The following is a 16,899-nucleotide window of genomic DNA, read 5'->3' on the forward strand; positions in this document are numbered from 1 at the left end:
AATTTTCTAACTAATTAGATAATAAAATTTTATCTTAAAGCGCTCTGTTTTGCTATAGTTATGTTTCAAATTTTCAAAATTTAACATTCTTGAGACAATTAAAACCTCCGCTTCAAAAATAATAATTTCAAAAATGATTATGCAACAACAGATAGTTCACGTTTTTGTTGTGAAACATTTTCGATTTCTACAACTCTAAAAAATTAAAAATAAAATTGTAAAACATCAACATTTATTATCAATAGCGATAACTTTATCTTATCATCATGATTCTAATTTCGCCACCACATTTAGTGATTTTTAGTCATAAAATTTAGTTATAATTATACGTTGTTTTGTTTATAAAATTTGATAATCATGAGTAATCTCGTAATAACAAAACAAAAAGGAAGTTAAGCGTTGTTTGGTTGCCTAACTTCCGTTATTGAACTCATCAGTCCAATTTGACAAAGAGTATATAAATAGCCAATGTTTAGCATTGCTTAATGACAGAAGTCATCTCGTACTAAATATTGGCTAGTATTTTTTTAATTAAATTGTCTTCTTATATCAACTTTTTGCTGTTGTTTCTTTCGTTGCTGGTCTACTTTGATTTGTTTACCTACAATCAGAAGTAATCCCATAGCAATACTTAAACTAATCATTGATGATCCACCAAAGCTGATAAATGGCAATGGCACACCAGTTAATGGAATTGTTGCCGAAATACCGCCAATGTTTACAAACGTTTGGCTTCCAAAGTATGTGGCAATCCCAACACACACAAGTTTATAAAAATATGATGATGTTTTATTTGCAAACTGGAAGGCACGATATACAATAAAGAACTCTAAAGTAATAACTAGCAACCCTCCGATTAAACCTAATTCTTCGCAAATAATTGCAAAAATAAAATCTGTATGTGGTTCTGGTAAATAGCCCAATTTCATTGCACTATTTCCTAATCCTTTACCAAATACGCCACCGTTACCTATCGCAAGCAATGAATTGGAAATATGGTATCCAGTTCCTGATTCGAATTGGAATGGATCTGTTAGCGTACTAAATCTGGCAGTTAAATAACTTGGTAACCAACCAGCCATTAATGCAATGACAAATACTACTAAGAATCCTAGCACTGCTGGTATACCAAATCTCAGGACTTTGTTTACCCCAATTCCTGAATAAAAAATAATCGCAACTAAAATAATTAATATTAGTAATGTTTGCCCTACGTCCTTTTGTAAGAAAACTAAAAACGTACAACCTAATGCTAATACAATAGGACTTAAAATTAATTTTGGTTTACTTAATACTCTAGGCATTTTTTTACTGATCATAAATGGGATATATAATATGATTGCAATTTTTAATAACTCAGATGCCTGTAAGTTCATAAACCCTAAGTTTATCCAACTTTTAGAACCATTAATATCTTTACCGATTACTAACGTCAGTAATAATAGCGAGACGATAGTTATAATCATACCTTTTTGCACTTTAATATTACTCAGTAATTTAACATTCATTAAAAATGCAATAAAAAATACAATTATAAAACTCATTATGACATATGCTAATTGTCGGTTGTAAAAATACGTTCCTGGAACATCGATACCACCAGTCAATGTACCTTTAGTTGCTGGAACCATACTGGCACTATATACCATCACTAATCCAATTAAACTCAATACAATATATGTAACTAATAACGGATAATCAATAAACTTTGAGGTTTTACCAATATACCGTAAAATACTTCTAAAATTCTTCATATATTCAGTCATCCAATTCTACAATTTATACTTCAAATGATTTCGTTTTATACTTTAATTTTAAAAATCCATGTTACTTATTATATACATGACATCGTCATAATCACAAATATTAACAGGTATCTTGAGGTAATTTATAGAATATTTGTTTACTTAATATCGTGAATTGCTAAAACCCAATAAAAGTGACTGACATGTCATCAAGAAGACAACATAACAGCCACTTTAATCAGTAATTAAACTATAAATATAAAATCGGCGCAGCTCAATTGTCGATATCTCACGCCGTTTTAATATGCTTATATATTAAACCTTAAACAAGTGTAAAAGCTTCATGTAATTTTGAAAGTTCTTTCTCAAGACGTAACATAATTTGTTTGCCATCTTCGCGGTCAACTAAACCTAATTTAACAGCAAAATCAACTTCTTTTTGAAGTCCAAACATTTGTGTATCTAGTACCTCTTCATATAATGGGCATGAAGGTAATGTTAAATTATCTAGTTGAACTTTAATCAGATGCAAGATTTCATCAGCATCTTTAGTCAATTGTTTCAAAGCTGCATTTTTCATTGTTGTTTGTTTCGCCATGACACGCTCCCCCTCTATATAAATTCTCAAGTCTTACTAAAAGTTTATCTTACTAAATATTAAAAAGCAAGTAGATTTAAAATGTGTCGTTAGCAATTTGTGTTAAAATAATGCTATATACATTGATAGGGAGTGGGAAAATGATACAAATTAAAGGAGCCGTAAAGTTTCCTATAACATTAGATAGTACGACTTGGATTTTCGATGATAGAAAAGTTAGCATCGAAGATTTAGAAAAAGGTGTATTTGATGGTTCAAAACCAATCGACTTTGAAGATAATCATGAATGGAATCGTGCTATCCTAGAAGGACAAACTAATCCGCCTACTTTAAATTCAGAAATAAAATACAAAAAACGTGCCATGTTAGAAGGTTCATTTGTCATTAATATGACACCATTTTTCAAACATTCCGAACCACATGACTCTGCAACTACTATTCGATTATCAAATGAGCATGATCATTTAGATATACCGATAGATCTATTACCCTATTTATTTTTCCAATTTGCAAAAGACGGTAAACGACTTTACAGCGATAATGGTGTAGATAGTTTTATTTACAATCAAGAAGATGGTTATTCAAATCGAATCAACCATGTAACTCATATTGAGGTGATTTAATTTGAGACAAGTGCAATGCATTATCTGTGATGCAAAAGTATTTATAGATGAGCGCACAACTGAGTCTAAACGACTTAAAAACAATCCTATTCGAACATTTATGTGCGATGATTGTAAAAGTCGATTAGACACCCCTAAACAACGTGCGCAACACTATCCGCTCGATTAATATCTGAATAAACAAGTTAGAAATTTGAAAATGTGAAAGTAACAGGAACTGATAGCATTTAAACACTTTTTCAAATATTATATGCCAAAAGAGAAGCTAAGCAACTTTCATCGCTCAGCTTCTCTTTTATTATGTTAAATTATTCGTTTTCTTGCATCATTTGTTTGATACGCTTTGCTTCTTTTTCACGAACATTTTTGTTTAAAATTTTCTTTCTTAAACGTATGCTTTCTGGTGTAACCTCAACAAGTTCATCATCATTAATGAATTGTAACGCTTCTTCCAATGTTAGAATACGCGGTCTATTCATTGTTTGTGTTTGGTCTTTCGTTGCAGAACGTACGTTAGTTTGATGTTTTGTTTTAGTGATGTTAACAGTTAAATCATTTTCACGATTATGTTCACCAACAATCATACCTTCATAAACTTCAGTACCAGGTTCCATGAAGTTTACACCTCTATCTTCAAGTCCTAAAATGGCATAAGTACTTGCAGAACCTTGATCCATTGAAATTAATGCACCATTACGACGACCGCCAATTTGCGCTTTAATACGTGGTCTAAATTCTTCAAATGTATGGTTAATAATACCGTAACCTCTTGTCATTGACATAAATTCAGTCGTATAACCAATCATACCACGAGCCGGCACATTAAAGATCAAACGTGTAAGTCCATTATCAGTTGTAGTCATATCAACCATTTCACCTTTACGTGCACCTAATGATTCAATAACTGCACCTGCATTTTCTTGTGGCACTTCACATTGCACACGTTCAAATGGTTCACACATTACACCATCAATTTCTTTAATAATTACTTGTGGTTTTGAAACTTGTAATTCATAACCTTCACGACGCATATTTTCAATAAGGATTGATAAATGCAATTCACCTCGACCAGCAACTACCCATGTATCTGGAGAATCTGTGTTAGAAACTTTCAAAGATACATCTGTTTCTAATTGTTGGTTTAAACGTTCTTGAATTTGACGCGCTGTTACAAAGTCACCTTCACGGCCAGCAAATGGTGAATTGTTAACTTTAAATGTCATTTCAAGAGTAGGCTCATCAATACGTAGAACTGGCAATGCTTCTTGATGGTCATGTGGTGTTACAGTTTCACCAACGTTAATGTCTTCCATACCTGAAACAGCAATTAAATCTCCAGCCTGCGCTTCTTCAATTTCTAAACGTTTTAATCCAAAGTAACCAAAGATTTTAGTTACACGGAAGTTTTTCACTGTACCGTCTAATTTAATTAGTGATACATTATCTCCGACACGCATTTTACCTCTGAATACACGACCAATACCAATACGTCCAACATAATCATTGTAGTCCAACAATGCTACTTGGAATTGTAATGGCTCATCACTGTTATCAATTGGAGCTGGTACATAATCAATAATTGTTTCATATAATGATTGTAAATTATCATCTTGTTTTTCAGGATCTAAGCTAGATGTACCATTTACTGCTGAAGCATAAACAACAGGGAATTCTAATTGTTCATCGTTTGCTTCTAATTCAATAAATAAATCTAAAACTTCATCTACAACACCCTCTGGACGTGCTGATGGTTTATCAATTTTATTAACAACAACAACAGGTTTTAGGTTTTGTTCTAGCGCTTTTTTAAGTACAAAACGTGTTTGAGGCATTGTACCTTCATACGCATCTACTACTAAGACAACCCCATCAACCATTTTCATAATACGTTCTACTTCTCCACCAAAGTCTGCATGTCCTGGTGTATCCAAAATATTGATACGTGTACCTTTATAATCAACAGCCGTATTTTTGGCTAGAATCGTAATTCCACGCTCTCTTTCGATATCGTTAGAGTCCATTGCACGTTCATCGACATGTTCATTTTTTCTGAATATACCAGATTGTTTTAACAACTCATCTACTAAAGTTGTTTTACCATGGTCAACGTGAGCAATAATTGCTATATTGCGGACATCTTCTCTTTTATTAGTCATATAAATAGTTTCCTTCTTTCTTAAGTAAAATCCCACTTTTAATTACAACTTTTTTATTATATCATATAATTGAGAAAAGATAAGCAAAAGGTGGGGATAGGATGAAACAAAAAAAATCTAAAAATATCTTTTGGGTATTTTCTATATTAGCTGTTATTTTCTTAATATTATTTAGTTTTGCTGTTGGTGCATCAAATGTACCAATGATGATTTTAACATTTATATTACTCGTTGCAACCTTTGGAATTGGATTTACTACAAAGAAAAAATATCGAGAAAACGATTGGCTATAAGTTATATCGACAATAACACGCGTTGATTAAAGACCACACATGTTCATGATGAACATTTAAATGGTTTTATATTGGCGCGTGTTTTTATTATTTAAGATATAAAAGCGTAATATGTTACCTAATTGTTAGGACTACATATTACGCTTTTGGTAATTATTTTGATTTTCTTTTAAATCGTTGTTCATGTAATTGTATTAACGCATCGCGATGTGGCTCTAAATATACATCGAGGATCTCTCTATGAACACCACGATTACCAACTAAAACTGAGTTTGGACCACCAATTGTTAGCGGTTCACCTAATAAATTAGAAGCTTGACCGTCCAACTCATTTAAAATGACTAGTCCTCCAGCAAAATCCCACGGTTGGAGTCTAGGTGTCATATATGCTTCTAAATTACCGGTAGCGACAGAAACAATTTCAAGCGCTGCACTACCATATGCCCTTGCACTTCTTGAAATATTTACGACATCCTTAAAAATCTCTCCTAGCACAGGTTTCGTCAACCAGTTCGGATTGATCCCAATAATGCTTTGTCTTAGATTAGAATCATTCAATGGTTTCAAGGGTTGGCTACCACGATATGCACCTTCCCCTACTTTAGCATGATATAAGACATCAGCCATAACATCATATACAAAACCTGCATAAGGTTTACCATCGATATAAATACCAATTGAAATCGCGAAATTTTCTTGTTGATGAACAAAATTCAATGTACCGTCTATTGGGTCAACAACCCATACCGTACCTTTGGAAGTATCGATGTCATGACCATGCCCTTCTTCACCTAATACTTGATGATTGGGATATGTTTCTAAAATTGTATCAAAAATAAAATCTTCTGTTGCTTTATCTACATTTGTAACAAGGTCATTCGGATTTGACTTTGTTTCAATTGTTAAATTTTGCTCCATCAATTGTTTAATTCTAATTCCTGCTTCTTGAATAAGTCCTTGGGCAAATCCATAAAGTGCCATAACATCATCTCCTAACATCTTTATTATACATCAACATTTTATAAAAATAACTTCTTATGATAAAAATGAAAATACTAATTTTAATGAGAGCATCTTAAGCTACTATTGATAAAACATATGCTACAATATTTTTAAACACTATACAGGAGGTACTCTATGACAAAATACACATTTAAACCTAAAGATTTCAAAGCGTTCAACGTAGAAGGCTTAGACGCACGAATGGAAGCTTTAAACGAATACATACGACCACAACTCCATGAATTAGGAGAATATTTTAGTGACTTCTTTACAAGTCAAACTGGTGAAACATTTTATCCTCACGTAGCAAAGCATGCTAGAAGAAGTGTGAATCCTCCTAAAGATACATGGGTTGCTTTTGCAACAAACAAAAGAGGCTATAAAATGTTACCTCATTTCCAAATTGGTATGTTTGAAGATCAACTGTTTGTTATGTTTGGAATCATGCATGAAGCAAAAGATAAAGCAACACGTGCAAAAGTTTTTGAAAGAAAATTTAAAGCTATTCAACAATTACCTGATGATTATCGTGTTTGCTTAGATCATATGAAACCTGATAAACCATTTATTAAAGATTTAACGGATGATGATTTAAAAGAAGCGATACAAAGAGCCATCAATGTAAAAAAAGGTGAATTCTTTATAGCGCGTGCAATCACACCACAAGATAAAAGATTAAAAAGTGACAAAGCATTTATTGCATTTTTAGAAGAAACCTTCGATCAGTTCTTACCATTTTATTCTGCATAAATAACTTTGTTTAAATAATAGAGCACGTAATCACATCACTGATTTCGTGCTCTTTTCGCTTACCTTTAAATCGAACGTTCAACATAATAATTCATACTTTTAAAAAAATTAAAATAAATTTAGGTTGACCTAAACATTTTATTAGGTTATTATATTGTCCATAAGAAGTAGAGGTGAGTCAAAATGAATAATAAACGACATTCAACAAATGAACAATTAAGTTTAGACGAAATAAACAATACAATTAAATTCGATCATCGCAGTTCAAATAAACAGAAATTTTTATCATTTCTTGGGCCTGGGTTATTAGTCGCTGTTGGTTACATGGATCCCGGAAACTGGATAACATCAATGCAAGGTGGCGCGCAATATGGCTATACTTTGCTATTCGTAATTCTTATTTCAAGTTTATCAGCAATGTTACTTCAAAGCATGACAGTGAGATTAGGAATAGCAACAGGTATGGACTTAGCTCAAATGACACGACATTATTTATCAAGACCTATTGCTATAATCTTTTGGATTATTGCAGAACTAGCAATTATCGCCACAGATATTGCTGAGGTTATTGGTAGTGCTATTGCTCTCAATCTCCTATTTAACATACCTTTAATCGTCGGTGCACTAATAACTGTACTTGATGTATTTTTACTACTATTTATAATGAAATATGGTTTTAGAAAAATTGAAGCTATTGTTGGTACATTAATTTTCACAGTGTTATTCATCTTTATATTTGAAGTCTATATTTCATCACCACAGTTGAACGCTGTGTTAAATGGATTTATACCACATAGTGAAATCATTACAAATAACGGCATTCTCTATATTGCATTAGGTATTATTGGAGCTACAATTATGCCTCATAATTTGTACTTACATTCATCAATTGTACAATCTAGAACATACTCAAGACATAACAATGAAGAAAAGGCGCAAGCGATTAAATTTGCTACGATAGATTCGAACATTCAGTTATCAATCGCATTTGTAGTCAATTGCTTATTATTAGTATTAGGAGCATCACTATTTTTCAACTCAAACGCTGACGATTTAGGTGGTTTCTATGATTTATATCATGCCTTAAAAACTGAACCTGTACTGGGTGCAACAATGGGTGCAATCATGAGTACATTATTTGCAGTTGCATTATTAGCGTCAGGTCAAAATTCAACGATTACTGGTACTTTAGCAGGACAAATCGTAATGGAAGGATTTTTAAGATTACACATACCAAATTGGTTAAGACGTTTAATTACACGTTCCCTTGCTGTCATTCCTGTTATCGTATGTTTAATCATTTTTAAAGGTAATGCAGCTAAAATTGAGCAGCTACTTGTATTCTCTCAAGTATTCTTAAGTATTGCTCTGCCGTTCTGTTTAATACCATTACAATTAGCAACTAGTAATAAAGACTTGATGGGACCTTTCTATAATAAAACATGGGTTAATATCATTTCATGGACACTTATTATTATTCTAAGTATTTTAAATGTCTATTTAATCGTTCAAACATTCCAAGAACTACAAGGTTAAAAATAAAACCATTAAAATGTTGGTTGTATCTAATAATTAACAACTTAACATTTTAATGGTTTTTCTTTTGCTATGAACATATTAATGATAAATATACTCATCGTCCTTATGTGTAGTTTCTTTTGATTCTTTTTTAGAAATCAACATAATCATCACGATAATCCATAAGACAATTGCAATTAAATTAAGAGCCATCAAACTTACAATTATCGCGATAACAAAAAGTATAATCGATAATTTTCTACGCCCTTTAATACAAATTGTCGCAAATATACCATAAAGTGTTGAAATTAATAAAATAATTGCTAATGCACCAATTGTTGTCTGAAGCATATCTAAAGAAACCTTGCCACCGTTCTGAGATAATTGCTTCGCTAATTCTTCACGTTGTGATGCATTACCACTTTTTAAAGAAAAATAGGATAGCCCCATAACTAATAAATAAATAATACTAATACTATTTGCAATCCAAGCCATGATTAATTCAGGTTTTCTATTCATCTTAAAATCCTTTCTTTGTTTAATATTTTAATAAGTATACTACGAGCCTATAGATATACGCACATTAATTTACTTGTATATTAACATATTTTTCATCTAATTTTTATAATAAGCATCTGAATTCAGATTGATGGTAATTTAGGTGTATGGTAATGAGAAATCGTCATTTAAAATTTTGACACCTAAACACTTTAATTAAACGTTATCGATGATTAACCTCATATAAAAACCCAGATTAATAAGCAAAAGACCTCTACTTACTAATCTGGGTATCATCAATATTTATTCTTGCTCTTTTTTGTCCTTAACTTCACTTGAATTGCGTTCTTCAGAAATATCATTGTTGTAAATTTGACGTCGCTCTTCAAAATTCATTCGACGTTGACTAACTGCGCTAGGTTGATTTTTCCTACGTTCTTTCATTCGTTGGTTATAAGCTTTACGTTTTTCTTTTTTCTTAGCTTTAATTTCAGCTTTTTCTCGCTTTTGTTGTGCTTTCAATTCTTTTGGATCAACTTCAGGTTCTGCATAATAACCATCATCTTCAATACCTAGTTCTTCAGTACTTTTTTGTTTGTATTTAGCCTGTCTGGATAATACTGATGGTTCTTCCTCAGTGCGCTCATCATGATTATATTCACTTTCAACTGCACGTTTAGGAAATTGATCATATTTATCTCTTTCCTGTTCTTGATCATATACAGTGTTTGATTTATCCAATTCTTTTTCATATTTAGGCACATCATAATAATCATCTTTCGGTTGTGGGCGCTCATACACAGGTTCACGATAATCATAAATCGGTCCATTGTACTCTTCATAATATTGTGGCGCAACCATTTCAACTTTATCTTTTCTTATAAATAGCATCATCGCAATAATAAAGAATAATATCGGAATGATTAAAGTAACGATAAGTAAAACTAAAGGAATCGTTACAATTGCTGATATTAAGAATAAGAAACCTGACAAGATTCTTATATTCATAGATATGAGAGCTAAAAATGAAATCAACAAACAAACAATAAAGTAAACGATAATAGCCCATATACCATTTTGTAACCATATTACAAATTGTGTTGTATTATAGCCATTTCCAGCTAATAATTGCTGGATAAATGCATTATTGTTTAATGTATTTTCAAGATTAGCAATCGATGTGTTATTACTGAATGAAACAAGTGCTATAAACATCGTAATGACAGTAAGCACTAATAACATCACCCAACATAACCAACCTAGAACTTTTTCAGTTAATCTACTTACTGGACGTTTAATTTGAGTAAATTGTTCTCCAGTCATTCGTTACAACTCCTTATAGTACTTATCCCGTTATTATAACTAAATATACAGTAAATAACTACTATTTATGATTTTATTTTAATGACATTTTGAAATTCAAAAAGTTTTCATTGTATTCACTTAAAACTTCAGGTCCTAAATCTTTATAAACTTCAAGGCGTTCTTGCTCTTTCTTAGTCGGATAGAAACGATGGTCATCTTTAATCTCTTTAGGCAACAATTGTCGTGCAGCCTTGTTCGGCGTTGCATAGCCTACGAATTCTGTATTTTGCTTGTTATTTTTAGCATCTAATAAAAAATTCATAAATTTATATGCACCCTCTTTATTTTGTGCCGTTTTTGGAATTACCATATTGTCGAACCATAAATTCGATCCTTCTTTAGGAATAACATAGTTATATTTATCCCCTTCTTGCACTAGAGGTGCTGCAACACCACTCCAAACAACCGCAATGTTACCTTCATTTTGTTCAAGCATCATGGTAATTTCATCACCTACGACACCTCTTACCTGTGGTGCTAATTTAGTTAAATCTCGCTCTGCTTCTTTTAGATGGTGCGAATTACGGTCATTAAGATTATACCCAAGTTTGTTGAGACTCATGCCTATAATCTCTCTAGCACCGTCAACTAGTAAAATTTGGTTTTTAAATTTAGGATTATACAACGACTTCCAACTATCAAATGATTCATTTGGATACTTTTCTTTATTATATAAAATACCTACAGTTCCAAAGAAATAAGGTAAAGAGTATTTATTGCCTTTATCAAATGACATATTCATATAATCTGAATCCAAATTTTTAATATTAGGTACCTTATTATGATCTATTGGTAACAATAAATGATCTCTTTTCAATTTTTGAACTGTATATTCACTAGGAAAAGCAACATCATAATGTGTACCGCCATTGCGAATTTTGGCTTCCATCGCTTCATTTGAATCGAAAGTTTCATAAACGACTTGAATGCCAGTTTCTTTTTCAAATTTCTTAATTAACTCTGGATCAATATATTCTCCCCAATTGTATACGTAAATTTTTTGATTTGTATGCACTTGTTCTTTAGATTTAAACCAATGACTTAAAGTAAGACAAAGCATACCCACAACTAATGCACCTATAATGAGTTGTAAAAAACGTTTCATTATTTTACACCTCGCTTGATTAGTTTTTTCTTATTTATCACGTATTGAATCAAATAATATCCTAGTATTCCTAATACAATAACAGCAAACAATAATGTTGAAATCGCATTAATTTCCATACTAATTCCTTTTCTCGCCATAGCATAAACTTCAACTGATAACACACTAAAGCCATTACCAGTAACGAAGAAACTTACTGTGAAATCGTCTAGTGAATAAGTTAAAGCCATAAAGAATCCTCCTATAATAGAAGGTAAAATATTAGGAATAATAATGTTGCTTAATAATTGTGGTTCAGTCGCTCCTAAATCTCTTGCAGCATTTAACATATTATTATTCATTTCATACAGTTGTGGTAAGACGATAATCACAACTATAGGTATGCAAAATGCAATATGAGATATTAGAACTGTCCAAAATCCTAAACCAAGACCAGTAAAATGGCCAATCGTTGTAAACATAATTAAGAATGATGCACCTATGACAACATCGGATGATACCATCAAGACATTATTCAATGTTAGTAAAGTTACTTTAAACTTTTTATTTCTTAAATAATAAATAGCAATGGCACCAAATGTACCAATAACTGTAGAAATTGAGGCTGCTAAAAGTGCTACAGCTATCGTATTAAAAATGACCGACATTAAATGATCATTTTGAAATAATGATTGATAATGCTCTAATGTAAAATGTTCAAAGTGAATCATATTACCAGCCGAATTGAATGAATAGAACATTAAAAAGAATATTGGGATGTATAAAATCGCTAAAAGTATCCCGATATACAGCTTTCCATACCATTTCATATGATTCACCCTCTCCCATTAGATGATTTTGTAATGATTAAAATGAATGCCATAAATACAATTAAGAATATAGCTATAGTTGATCCCATACCATAATTTTGAATTGTTAAAAATTGTTCCTCTATTGCCGTACCTATATTTATGACTTTATTACCTGCAATTAATCTTGTAATCATAAATAATGAAAGTGATGGAATAAAGGTTACTTGAATCCCAGTCATAACACCTTCTTTTGTTAATGGCATGATTACTTTTCTAAAAGTATAGAAAGGACTAGCACCTAAATCACTTGAGGCCTGCAATAAATTATTAGGAATTGCTTTCATGCTATTAAATATAGGTAAAATCATAAATGGTATATAAATATAACTTGCCACTACTAAAAACGCACCAGTTGTAAATAACAAATTAAATGATGGTAAATTAAATAAGTGGAAAAATTGATTAATCACGCCATCGTGACTTAATAAACCTATAAAAGCATATGTCTTTAACAATAAATTTATCCATGTTGGAATAATCATTATCATTAATAAGATATTTTGAAATTTCGAGCGAGTAATATAATAGGCAGCCGGATAACTGATAGCCAACGTAATAATTGTTATTAAAGCGGCATATAAAATTGAATATGCAAACATTTTTAAATATTTTGTAGTAAAAATTTGTTGATAATTCGTGAAACTAAAATGTCCATTGATATCTAAAAATGAAAAATAAATGAGTAATACAACTGGTACAATAATAAATATAACCATCCATAATAAATACGGGATTAAGAGAAATTTATTAGTATTACGCATTGTCTACTTCCTCATAGCTTTCAATACGTTTATCAAACTCTTCTTCTGTTTCTCCAGGAACCATAATATGAATGGCTTCAGGATCAAAATAAAGACCAACTTCACTGCCTACTTCAGCTTTTTTAGTTGTTTGTATTACCCATTCATAACCTTTATTGTCTATACAACATATTTCATAGTGGACTCCTCTAAATAACATAGAATCAACAGTTGCTTTAAATAATCCTTCTTCAGCTTTGATTAATGATATATCTTCTGGTCGAATAACGACCTCTACTTTTTTATTTTCAGGAATACCCATATCGACACATTCGAAATCTTGCCCATAAATATTCACGACATAATCTCTAACCATGCGCCCTTCAACAATATTAGATTCTCCAATAAAATCAGCTACAAATCGATTCACTGGTTCGTCATATATATCTGTTGGTGTACCAAATTGTTGAATTTTCCCATCTTTTAATACAAAAAGAAAGTCACTTAGTGCTAACGCTTCTTCTTGATCATGTGTTACAAATATAAATGTAATACCTAATCTAGATTGCAATTCTCGTAATTCATATTGCATTTCAGTACGCAATTTCAAATCTAATGCGGATAAAGATTCATCTAACAATAATATTTCTGGTTCATTTACGATAGCACGTGCAATTGCAACACGTTGCTTTTGTCCACCACTCATTTCATTAATATTCCTTTTTTCATAACCTGAAAGCTTAACTAATTTTAATGCCTCAGTTACTTTTTGCTCAATTTCGGTTTTTGATAATTTTTTTAATTTCAAACCGAAAGCGATATTATCATATACGTTTAAGTGTGGAAATAATGCATAATCTTGAAAGACTGTATTCACTTTACGTTTATTTGGTGGTAAATTACCAATTGGTTTGTTTTGATAAATCACTTCACCACTGTCAGGATATTCAAACCCTGCAATTAATTTTAAAATTGTTGTTTTACCACAACCTGAAGGACCTAATAATGTATAAAAGTATCCTGATTCAATATCAATATCTATGTCATCTAAGATATTAAGATCATCATAGCTTTTACTAACTGATTTTAATGATAATAATGGTTCCAAATAAGATCCCCCCTATAAATATGAAGCTGTCGCTACAATAAGTATTCGTGTTTCATTGTTTGATTCATTTGACAAACGATGATTATCTCGTGCTTTAAAATACAAAACGTCTTCTTCATGTGCTTGATATATCTCTTTGCCTAAATTAAGTGTTATCTGACCTGACATACAATAAATAAACGTATCAGACTCTGATGGATTAAAATTTTTATATGATGCGCCAGGCTTTAAAGTTAATATTAATGGCTCCATATCATATTCATTTGACTTTGAAACTAACCAATTTAATATATAACCTTCATCATACTCATCATAAATAACTTGTTCTTCCTTCTTGTATAATACTTTTTCATTTTCACTGTCTTTAAAAAATTCACTTGGCGTCGTTCCTAACACCTCTATAATATTTAAGAAAGTTTCCATACTTGGTGAGGCATGTTCACTTTCTATTTGTGAAATGTAGCCTTTTGATAAGTCTGTACGTTCAGCAAGTTCTTCTTGCGTTAAATTTTTAATTCTTCTAAGATTTTTAATTTTATTACCTATGTTCATTTATTTTTCCACCTAAAAAAGCTATATTAAGTTTACTTTTATCAAACATTTTGTTTAACACTTGATAAAGGTATCAAAATATAGCTTTATTAGCAATAGTTTTAAAGAAAAAATCCTATTAAATTGTGTTAATTTCGAACGAATTATTTTTTACCTGTTACTCTTTGTTCTTCAGAGTGAGTTTTTACATCTTGAACTGCTTTGTAACTATTATAGCCACTACTTTTTTCGAAAGTATTAAAAATTTGTTTTTCCTCTGCTTTAGCAGGCACAATTTCTTTAAATCTTTTATATGCATCCATAAAGTCGCCTGCCGTCACGCCGGATTCATAATACTTCTCTACATGATTAAAGAAATTTATCACTGAAATCATCTCTTCATTACTCCAGTCTAAGTCAATTGGATACTCATATTCCATTGTTGAACCCTCCATTTCAATTCTTTTGTTAGCATCGCTAGTATAACATGCATGTCACATGTTAACGATATCTCAAATCAATTTCCTTACACTACTTTACCTAAAACAAAAAAAGCCGTAGCATATGCTACAGCTTTTAAAGACTGAATCTTTATAGATAATCAGTTATTACATTGTATGGATTGGGTATCCGATAGCTTTTTCCGCTGCTTCCATAGTCATCTCACCTAATGTTGGATGTGCATGGATTGTTAATGCGATATCTTCAGCATTCATACCAGCTTCAATTGCTAAACCTAATTCAGAGATAATATCTGATGCACCAGTACCAACTACTTGGGCACCGATTAAAGTATCATCTTCTTTAAGTGTAATAAGTTTAACAAATCCGTTAGTATCATCTAATGATAATGCACGACCATTTGCTGCATATGGGAATTTAGAAGCTTTAATTGCTAAACCTTCTTCTTTAGCTTGCGCTTCTGAATAACCAACTGTAGCTAATTCTGGTTCAGTAAAGCATACTGCTGGCATACCAATGTAATCAACTTCAGCAGCTTGACCATCAATTGCTTCAGCAGCAACTTTAGCTTCATAGCTAGCTTTGTGCGCAAGTGGTAAACCTGGAACGATATCACCAATTGCATAGATATTGCTGATAGACGTACGGCTTTGTTTATCAACTTCTAATAATCCACGGTCAGCGAATTTAACACCTAATTCTTCTAGGCCTAATTCGTCTGTGTTTGGACGACGACCTACAGTTACTAATACATAATCAGCTTCGATTGTTTTCTCTTCGCCTTTAGCTTCATAAGTAACTTTAACTCCGTTATCTGTTTCTTCAGCTGATTTAGCCATAGCTTCAGTAACGATTTCAACACCTTTTTCTTTCATACCTTTTTTAACAGGTTGTGTCATTTGTTTTTCGAAGCCACCTAAGATATCTTTAGCACCTTCAAGGATTGTTACTTCTGAACCAAAGTTAGCAAATGCTGTACCTAATTCTGATCCAATGTATCCTCCACCAACTACAACTAATTTACCTGGTACTTCTTGTAAGTTTAAAGCACCTGTTGAGTCGATAACACGTTTACCGAATTTGAAATTAGGAATTTCAATTGGTCTTGAACCTGTTGCAATGATTGCATTTTTAAAGTTGTATGTTTGTGCGCTCTTTTCGTCCATAACACGTAAGCTATTGTTATCTACGAAATATGCTTCACCTTTAACGATGTTAACTTTGTTACCTTTAAGTAAGCCTTCAACACCACCAGTTAATTTATTAACAACTGATGATTTGAATTCTTGAACTTTTTGGAAGTTTAAAGAAACACTTTCAGCAATAACACCTAAGTTTTCAGAATGTTGTGCTTCTACAAAACGGTGAGAAGCATGTAGTAATGCTTTTGAAGGAATACATCCTACGTTTAAGCAAACACCACCAAGATTACCTTTCTCAACGATTGTTACTTTTTGTCCTAATTGAGCTGCACGAATTGCTGCAACGTATCCACCAGGACCTGCTCCGATTACTATAGTATCTGTTTCAATTGGGAAATCTCCAACTACCATG

18 protein-coding genes are annotated in these 16,899 nt (G+C 31.7%); 5 read left to right on the plus strand and 13 right to left on the minus strand.

Going from position 1 to position 16,899, the window contains the following annotated elements; genetic code table 11:
• Positions 1-527: 527 nt before the first annotated feature.
• Together ftsW and ACXQH5_RS06285 are read right to left on the minus strand one after the other, a co-directional pair.
• Entirely contained in the window at positions 528-1,754 is a 1,227-nt protein-coding gene (ftsW, locus tag ACXQH5_RS06280; protein WP_000787940.1) for a cell division peptidoglycan polymerase FtsW, read from the minus strand.
• Positions 1,755-2,067: 313 nt separating this feature from the next.
• A complete protein-coding gene (locus tag ACXQH5_RS06285) occupies positions 2,068-2,343 on the minus strand; it encodes a YlaN family protein (protein ID WP_001118970.1) in 276 nt (91 codons plus the stop codon).
• Between the two features lie 140 nt (positions 2,344-2,483).
• Between ACXQH5_RS06285 and ACXQH5_RS06290 the strand changes: the two genes are divergently transcribed.
• Together ACXQH5_RS06290 and ACXQH5_RS06295 are read left to right on the plus strand one after the other, a co-directional pair.
• Entirely contained in the window at positions 2,484-2,966 is a 483-nt protein-coding gene (locus ACXQH5_RS06290; RefSeq protein ID WP_000614711.1) for a hypothetical protein, read from the plus strand.
• Position 2,967: 1 nt separating this feature from the next.
• The gene (locus ACXQH5_RS06295) at positions 2,968-3,135 is read left to right on the plus strand and encodes a YlaI family protein (RefSeq protein ID WP_001250275.1); all 168 of its coding nucleotides are present in this window, start codon (positions 2,968-2,970) and stop codon (positions 3,133-3,135) included.
• Positions 3,136-3,274: 139 nt separating this feature from the next.
• Here ACXQH5_RS06295 and typA read toward each other — a convergent pair whose 3' ends face one another.
• Entirely contained in the window at positions 3,275-5,122 is a 1,848-nt protein-coding gene (gene typA / locus ACXQH5_RS06300) for a translational GTPase TypA (protein ID WP_057504513.1), read from the minus strand.
• 101 nt (positions 5,123-5,223) lie between these two features.
• Between typA and ACXQH5_RS06305 the strand changes: the two genes are divergently transcribed.
• A complete protein-coding gene (locus ACXQH5_RS06305) occupies positions 5,224-5,415 on the plus strand; it encodes a DUF5325 family protein (RefSeq protein WP_000810617.1) in 192 nt (63 codons plus the stop codon).
• A 153-nt stretch (positions 5,416-5,568) separates the two neighbouring features.
• On the opposite strand, the gene ACXQH5_RS06310 is transcribed toward ACXQH5_RS06305, so the two are convergent.
• Positions 5,569-6,396: an inositol monophosphatase family protein gene (locus ACXQH5_RS06310; protein WP_001240322.1), complete on the minus strand. Its 828-nt coding sequence runs from the start codon at positions 6,394-6,396 to the stop codon at positions 5,569-5,571.
• Positions 6,397-6,552: 156 nt separating this feature from the next.
• On the opposite strand from ACXQH5_RS06310, the gene ACXQH5_RS06315 reads away from it, so the two are divergent.
• Both ACXQH5_RS06315 and ACXQH5_RS06320 read left to right on the plus strand, forming a co-directional pair.
• Complete coding sequence (locus ACXQH5_RS06315; RefSeq protein ID WP_000170598.1) at positions 6,553-7,167, plus strand: YktB family protein; 615 nt, start codon at positions 6,553-6,555, stop codon at positions 7,165-7,167.
• A gap of 183 nt (positions 7,168-7,350) precedes the next feature.
• Positions 7,351-8,703, plus strand: a complete 1,353-nt coding sequence (locus ACXQH5_RS06320) for an Nramp family divalent metal transporter (protein WP_001060841.1) — start codon at positions 7,351-7,353, stop codon at positions 8,701-8,703.
• Between the two features lie 81 nt (positions 8,704-8,784).
• Here ACXQH5_RS06320 and ACXQH5_RS06325 read toward each other — a convergent pair whose 3' ends face one another.
• From ACXQH5_RS06325 to lpdA, 9 genes are all read right to left on the minus strand, one after another.
• Entirely contained in the window at positions 8,785-9,204 is a 420-nt protein-coding gene (locus tag ACXQH5_RS06325) for a DUF4064 domain-containing protein (protein ID WP_001080458.1), read from the minus strand.
• A 282-nt stretch (positions 9,205-9,486) separates the two neighbouring features.
• Positions 9,487-10,506 (minus strand): lipoteichoic acid stability factor AuxB, encoded by a 1,020-nt coding sequence (gene auxB / locus ACXQH5_RS06330; RefSeq protein ID WP_000145499.1) that lies wholly within the window; start codon positions 10,504-10,506, stop codon positions 9,487-9,489.
• Positions 10,507-10,579: 73 nt separating this feature from the next.
• Entirely contained in the window at positions 10,580-11,653 is a 1,074-nt protein-coding gene (locus tag ACXQH5_RS06335; protein WP_000819679.1) for an ABC transporter substrate-binding protein, read from the minus strand.
• Positions 11,653-12,462, minus strand: a complete 810-nt coding sequence (locus tag ACXQH5_RS06340) for an ABC transporter permease (RefSeq protein ID WP_000872390.1) — start codon at positions 12,460-12,462, stop codon at positions 11,653-11,655. Before ACXQH5_RS06340 ends, ACXQH5_RS06335 begins: the two co-directional genes overlap by 1 nt.
• Positions 12,463-12,467: 5 nt before the next feature.
• On the minus strand, positions 12,468-13,265 hold the full coding sequence (locus tag ACXQH5_RS06345) for an ABC transporter permease (protein ID WP_001246555.1): 798 nt from the start codon (positions 13,263-13,265) through the stop codon (positions 12,468-12,470).
• Positions 13,258-14,352 carry an ABC transporter ATP-binding protein gene (locus ACXQH5_RS06350; RefSeq protein ID WP_000433555.1) on the minus strand — a complete coding sequence of 365 codons (1,095 nt, stop codon included), beginning with the start codon at positions 14,350-14,352 and terminating at the stop codon, positions 13,258-13,260. The genes ACXQH5_RS06345 and ACXQH5_RS06350 overlap by 8 nt, the downstream gene beginning before the upstream one ends.
• 12 nt (positions 14,353-14,364) lie before the next feature.
• Positions 14,365-14,904, minus strand: a complete 540-nt coding sequence (locus tag ACXQH5_RS06355; RefSeq protein ID WP_001020622.1) for a helix-turn-helix domain-containing protein — start codon at positions 14,902-14,904, stop codon at positions 14,365-14,367.
• Between the two features lie 143 nt (positions 14,905-15,047).
• Positions 15,048-15,323 carry a UPF0223 family protein gene (locus ACXQH5_RS06360; RefSeq protein WP_000455590.1) on the minus strand — a complete coding sequence of 92 codons (276 nt, stop codon included), beginning with the start codon at positions 15,321-15,323 and terminating at the stop codon, positions 15,048-15,050.
• Between the two features lie 168 nt (positions 15,324-15,491).
• Positions 15,492-16,898, minus strand: coding sequence for a dihydrolipoyl dehydrogenase (gene lpdA, locus ACXQH5_RS06365; RefSeq protein WP_000260117.1), 1,407 nt, complete (start codon positions 16,896-16,898; stop codon positions 15,492-15,494).
• Between the last annotated feature and the right edge of the window lies 1 nt (position 16,899).

The organism is Staphylococcus sp. SA22 (assembly GCF_054165785.1).

What these genes read in the sequence shown, in the direction of transcription:
- ACXQH5_RS06310 (WP_001240322.1), bottom strand. Translation starts at nt 6,396, where the DNA reads ATGGCACTTTATGGATTTGCCCAAGGACTTATTCAAGAAGCAGGAATT.
- ACXQH5_RS06305 (WP_000810617.1), top strand. Translation starts at nt 5,224, where the DNA reads ATGAAACAAAAAAAATCTAAAAATATCTTTTGGGTATTTTCTATATTA.
- typA (WP_057504513.1), bottom strand. Translation starts at nt 5,122, where the DNA reads ATGACTAATAAAAGAGAAGATGTCCGCAATATAGCAATTATTGCTCAC.
- ACXQH5_RS06335 (WP_000819679.1), bottom strand. Translation starts at nt 11,653, where the DNA reads ATGAAACGTTTTTTACAACTCATTATAGGTGCATTAGTTGTGGGTATG.
- ACXQH5_RS06320 (WP_001060841.1), top strand. Translation starts at nt 7,351, where the DNA reads ATGAATAATAAACGACATTCAACAAATGAACAATTAAGTTTAGACGAA.
- ftsW (WP_000787940.1), bottom strand. Translation starts at nt 1,754, where the DNA reads ATGAAGAATTTTAGAAGTATTTTACGGTATATTGGTAAAACCTCAAAG.
- auxB (WP_000145499.1), bottom strand. Translation starts at nt 10,506, where the DNA reads ATGACTGGAGAACAATTTACTCAAATTAAACGTCCAGTAAGTAGATTA.
- ACXQH5_RS06315 (WP_000170598.1), top strand. Translation starts at nt 6,553, where the DNA reads ATGACAAAATACACATTTAAACCTAAAGATTTCAAAGCGTTCAACGTA.
- lpdA (WP_000260117.1), bottom strand. Translation starts at nt 16,898, where the DNA reads ATGGTAGTTGGAGATTTCCCAATTGAAACAGATACTATAGTAATCGGA.
- ACXQH5_RS06340 (WP_000872390.1), bottom strand. Translation starts at nt 12,462, where the DNA reads ATGAAATGGTATGGAAAGCTGTATATCGGGATACTTTTAGCGATTTTA.
- ACXQH5_RS06290 (WP_000614711.1), top strand. Translation starts at nt 2,484, where the DNA reads ATGATACAAATTAAAGGAGCCGTAAAGTTTCCTATAACATTAGATAGT.
- ACXQH5_RS06360 (WP_000455590.1), bottom strand. Translation starts at nt 15,323, where the DNA reads ATGGAATATGAGTATCCAATTGACTTAGACTGGAGTAATGAAGAGATG.
- ACXQH5_RS06325 (WP_001080458.1), bottom strand. Translation starts at nt 9,204, where the DNA reads ATGAATAGAAAACCTGAATTAATCATGGCTTGGATTGCAAATAGTATT.
- ACXQH5_RS06355 (WP_001020622.1), bottom strand. Translation starts at nt 14,904, where the DNA reads ATGAACATAGGTAATAAAATTAAAAATCTTAGAAGAATTAAAAATTTA.
- ACXQH5_RS06285 (WP_001118970.1), bottom strand. Translation starts at nt 2,343, where the DNA reads ATGGCGAAACAAACAACAATGAAAAATGCAGCTTTGAAACAATTGACT.
- ACXQH5_RS06345 (WP_001246555.1), bottom strand. Translation starts at nt 13,265, where the DNA reads ATGCGTAATACTAATAAATTTCTCTTAATCCCGTATTTATTATGGATG.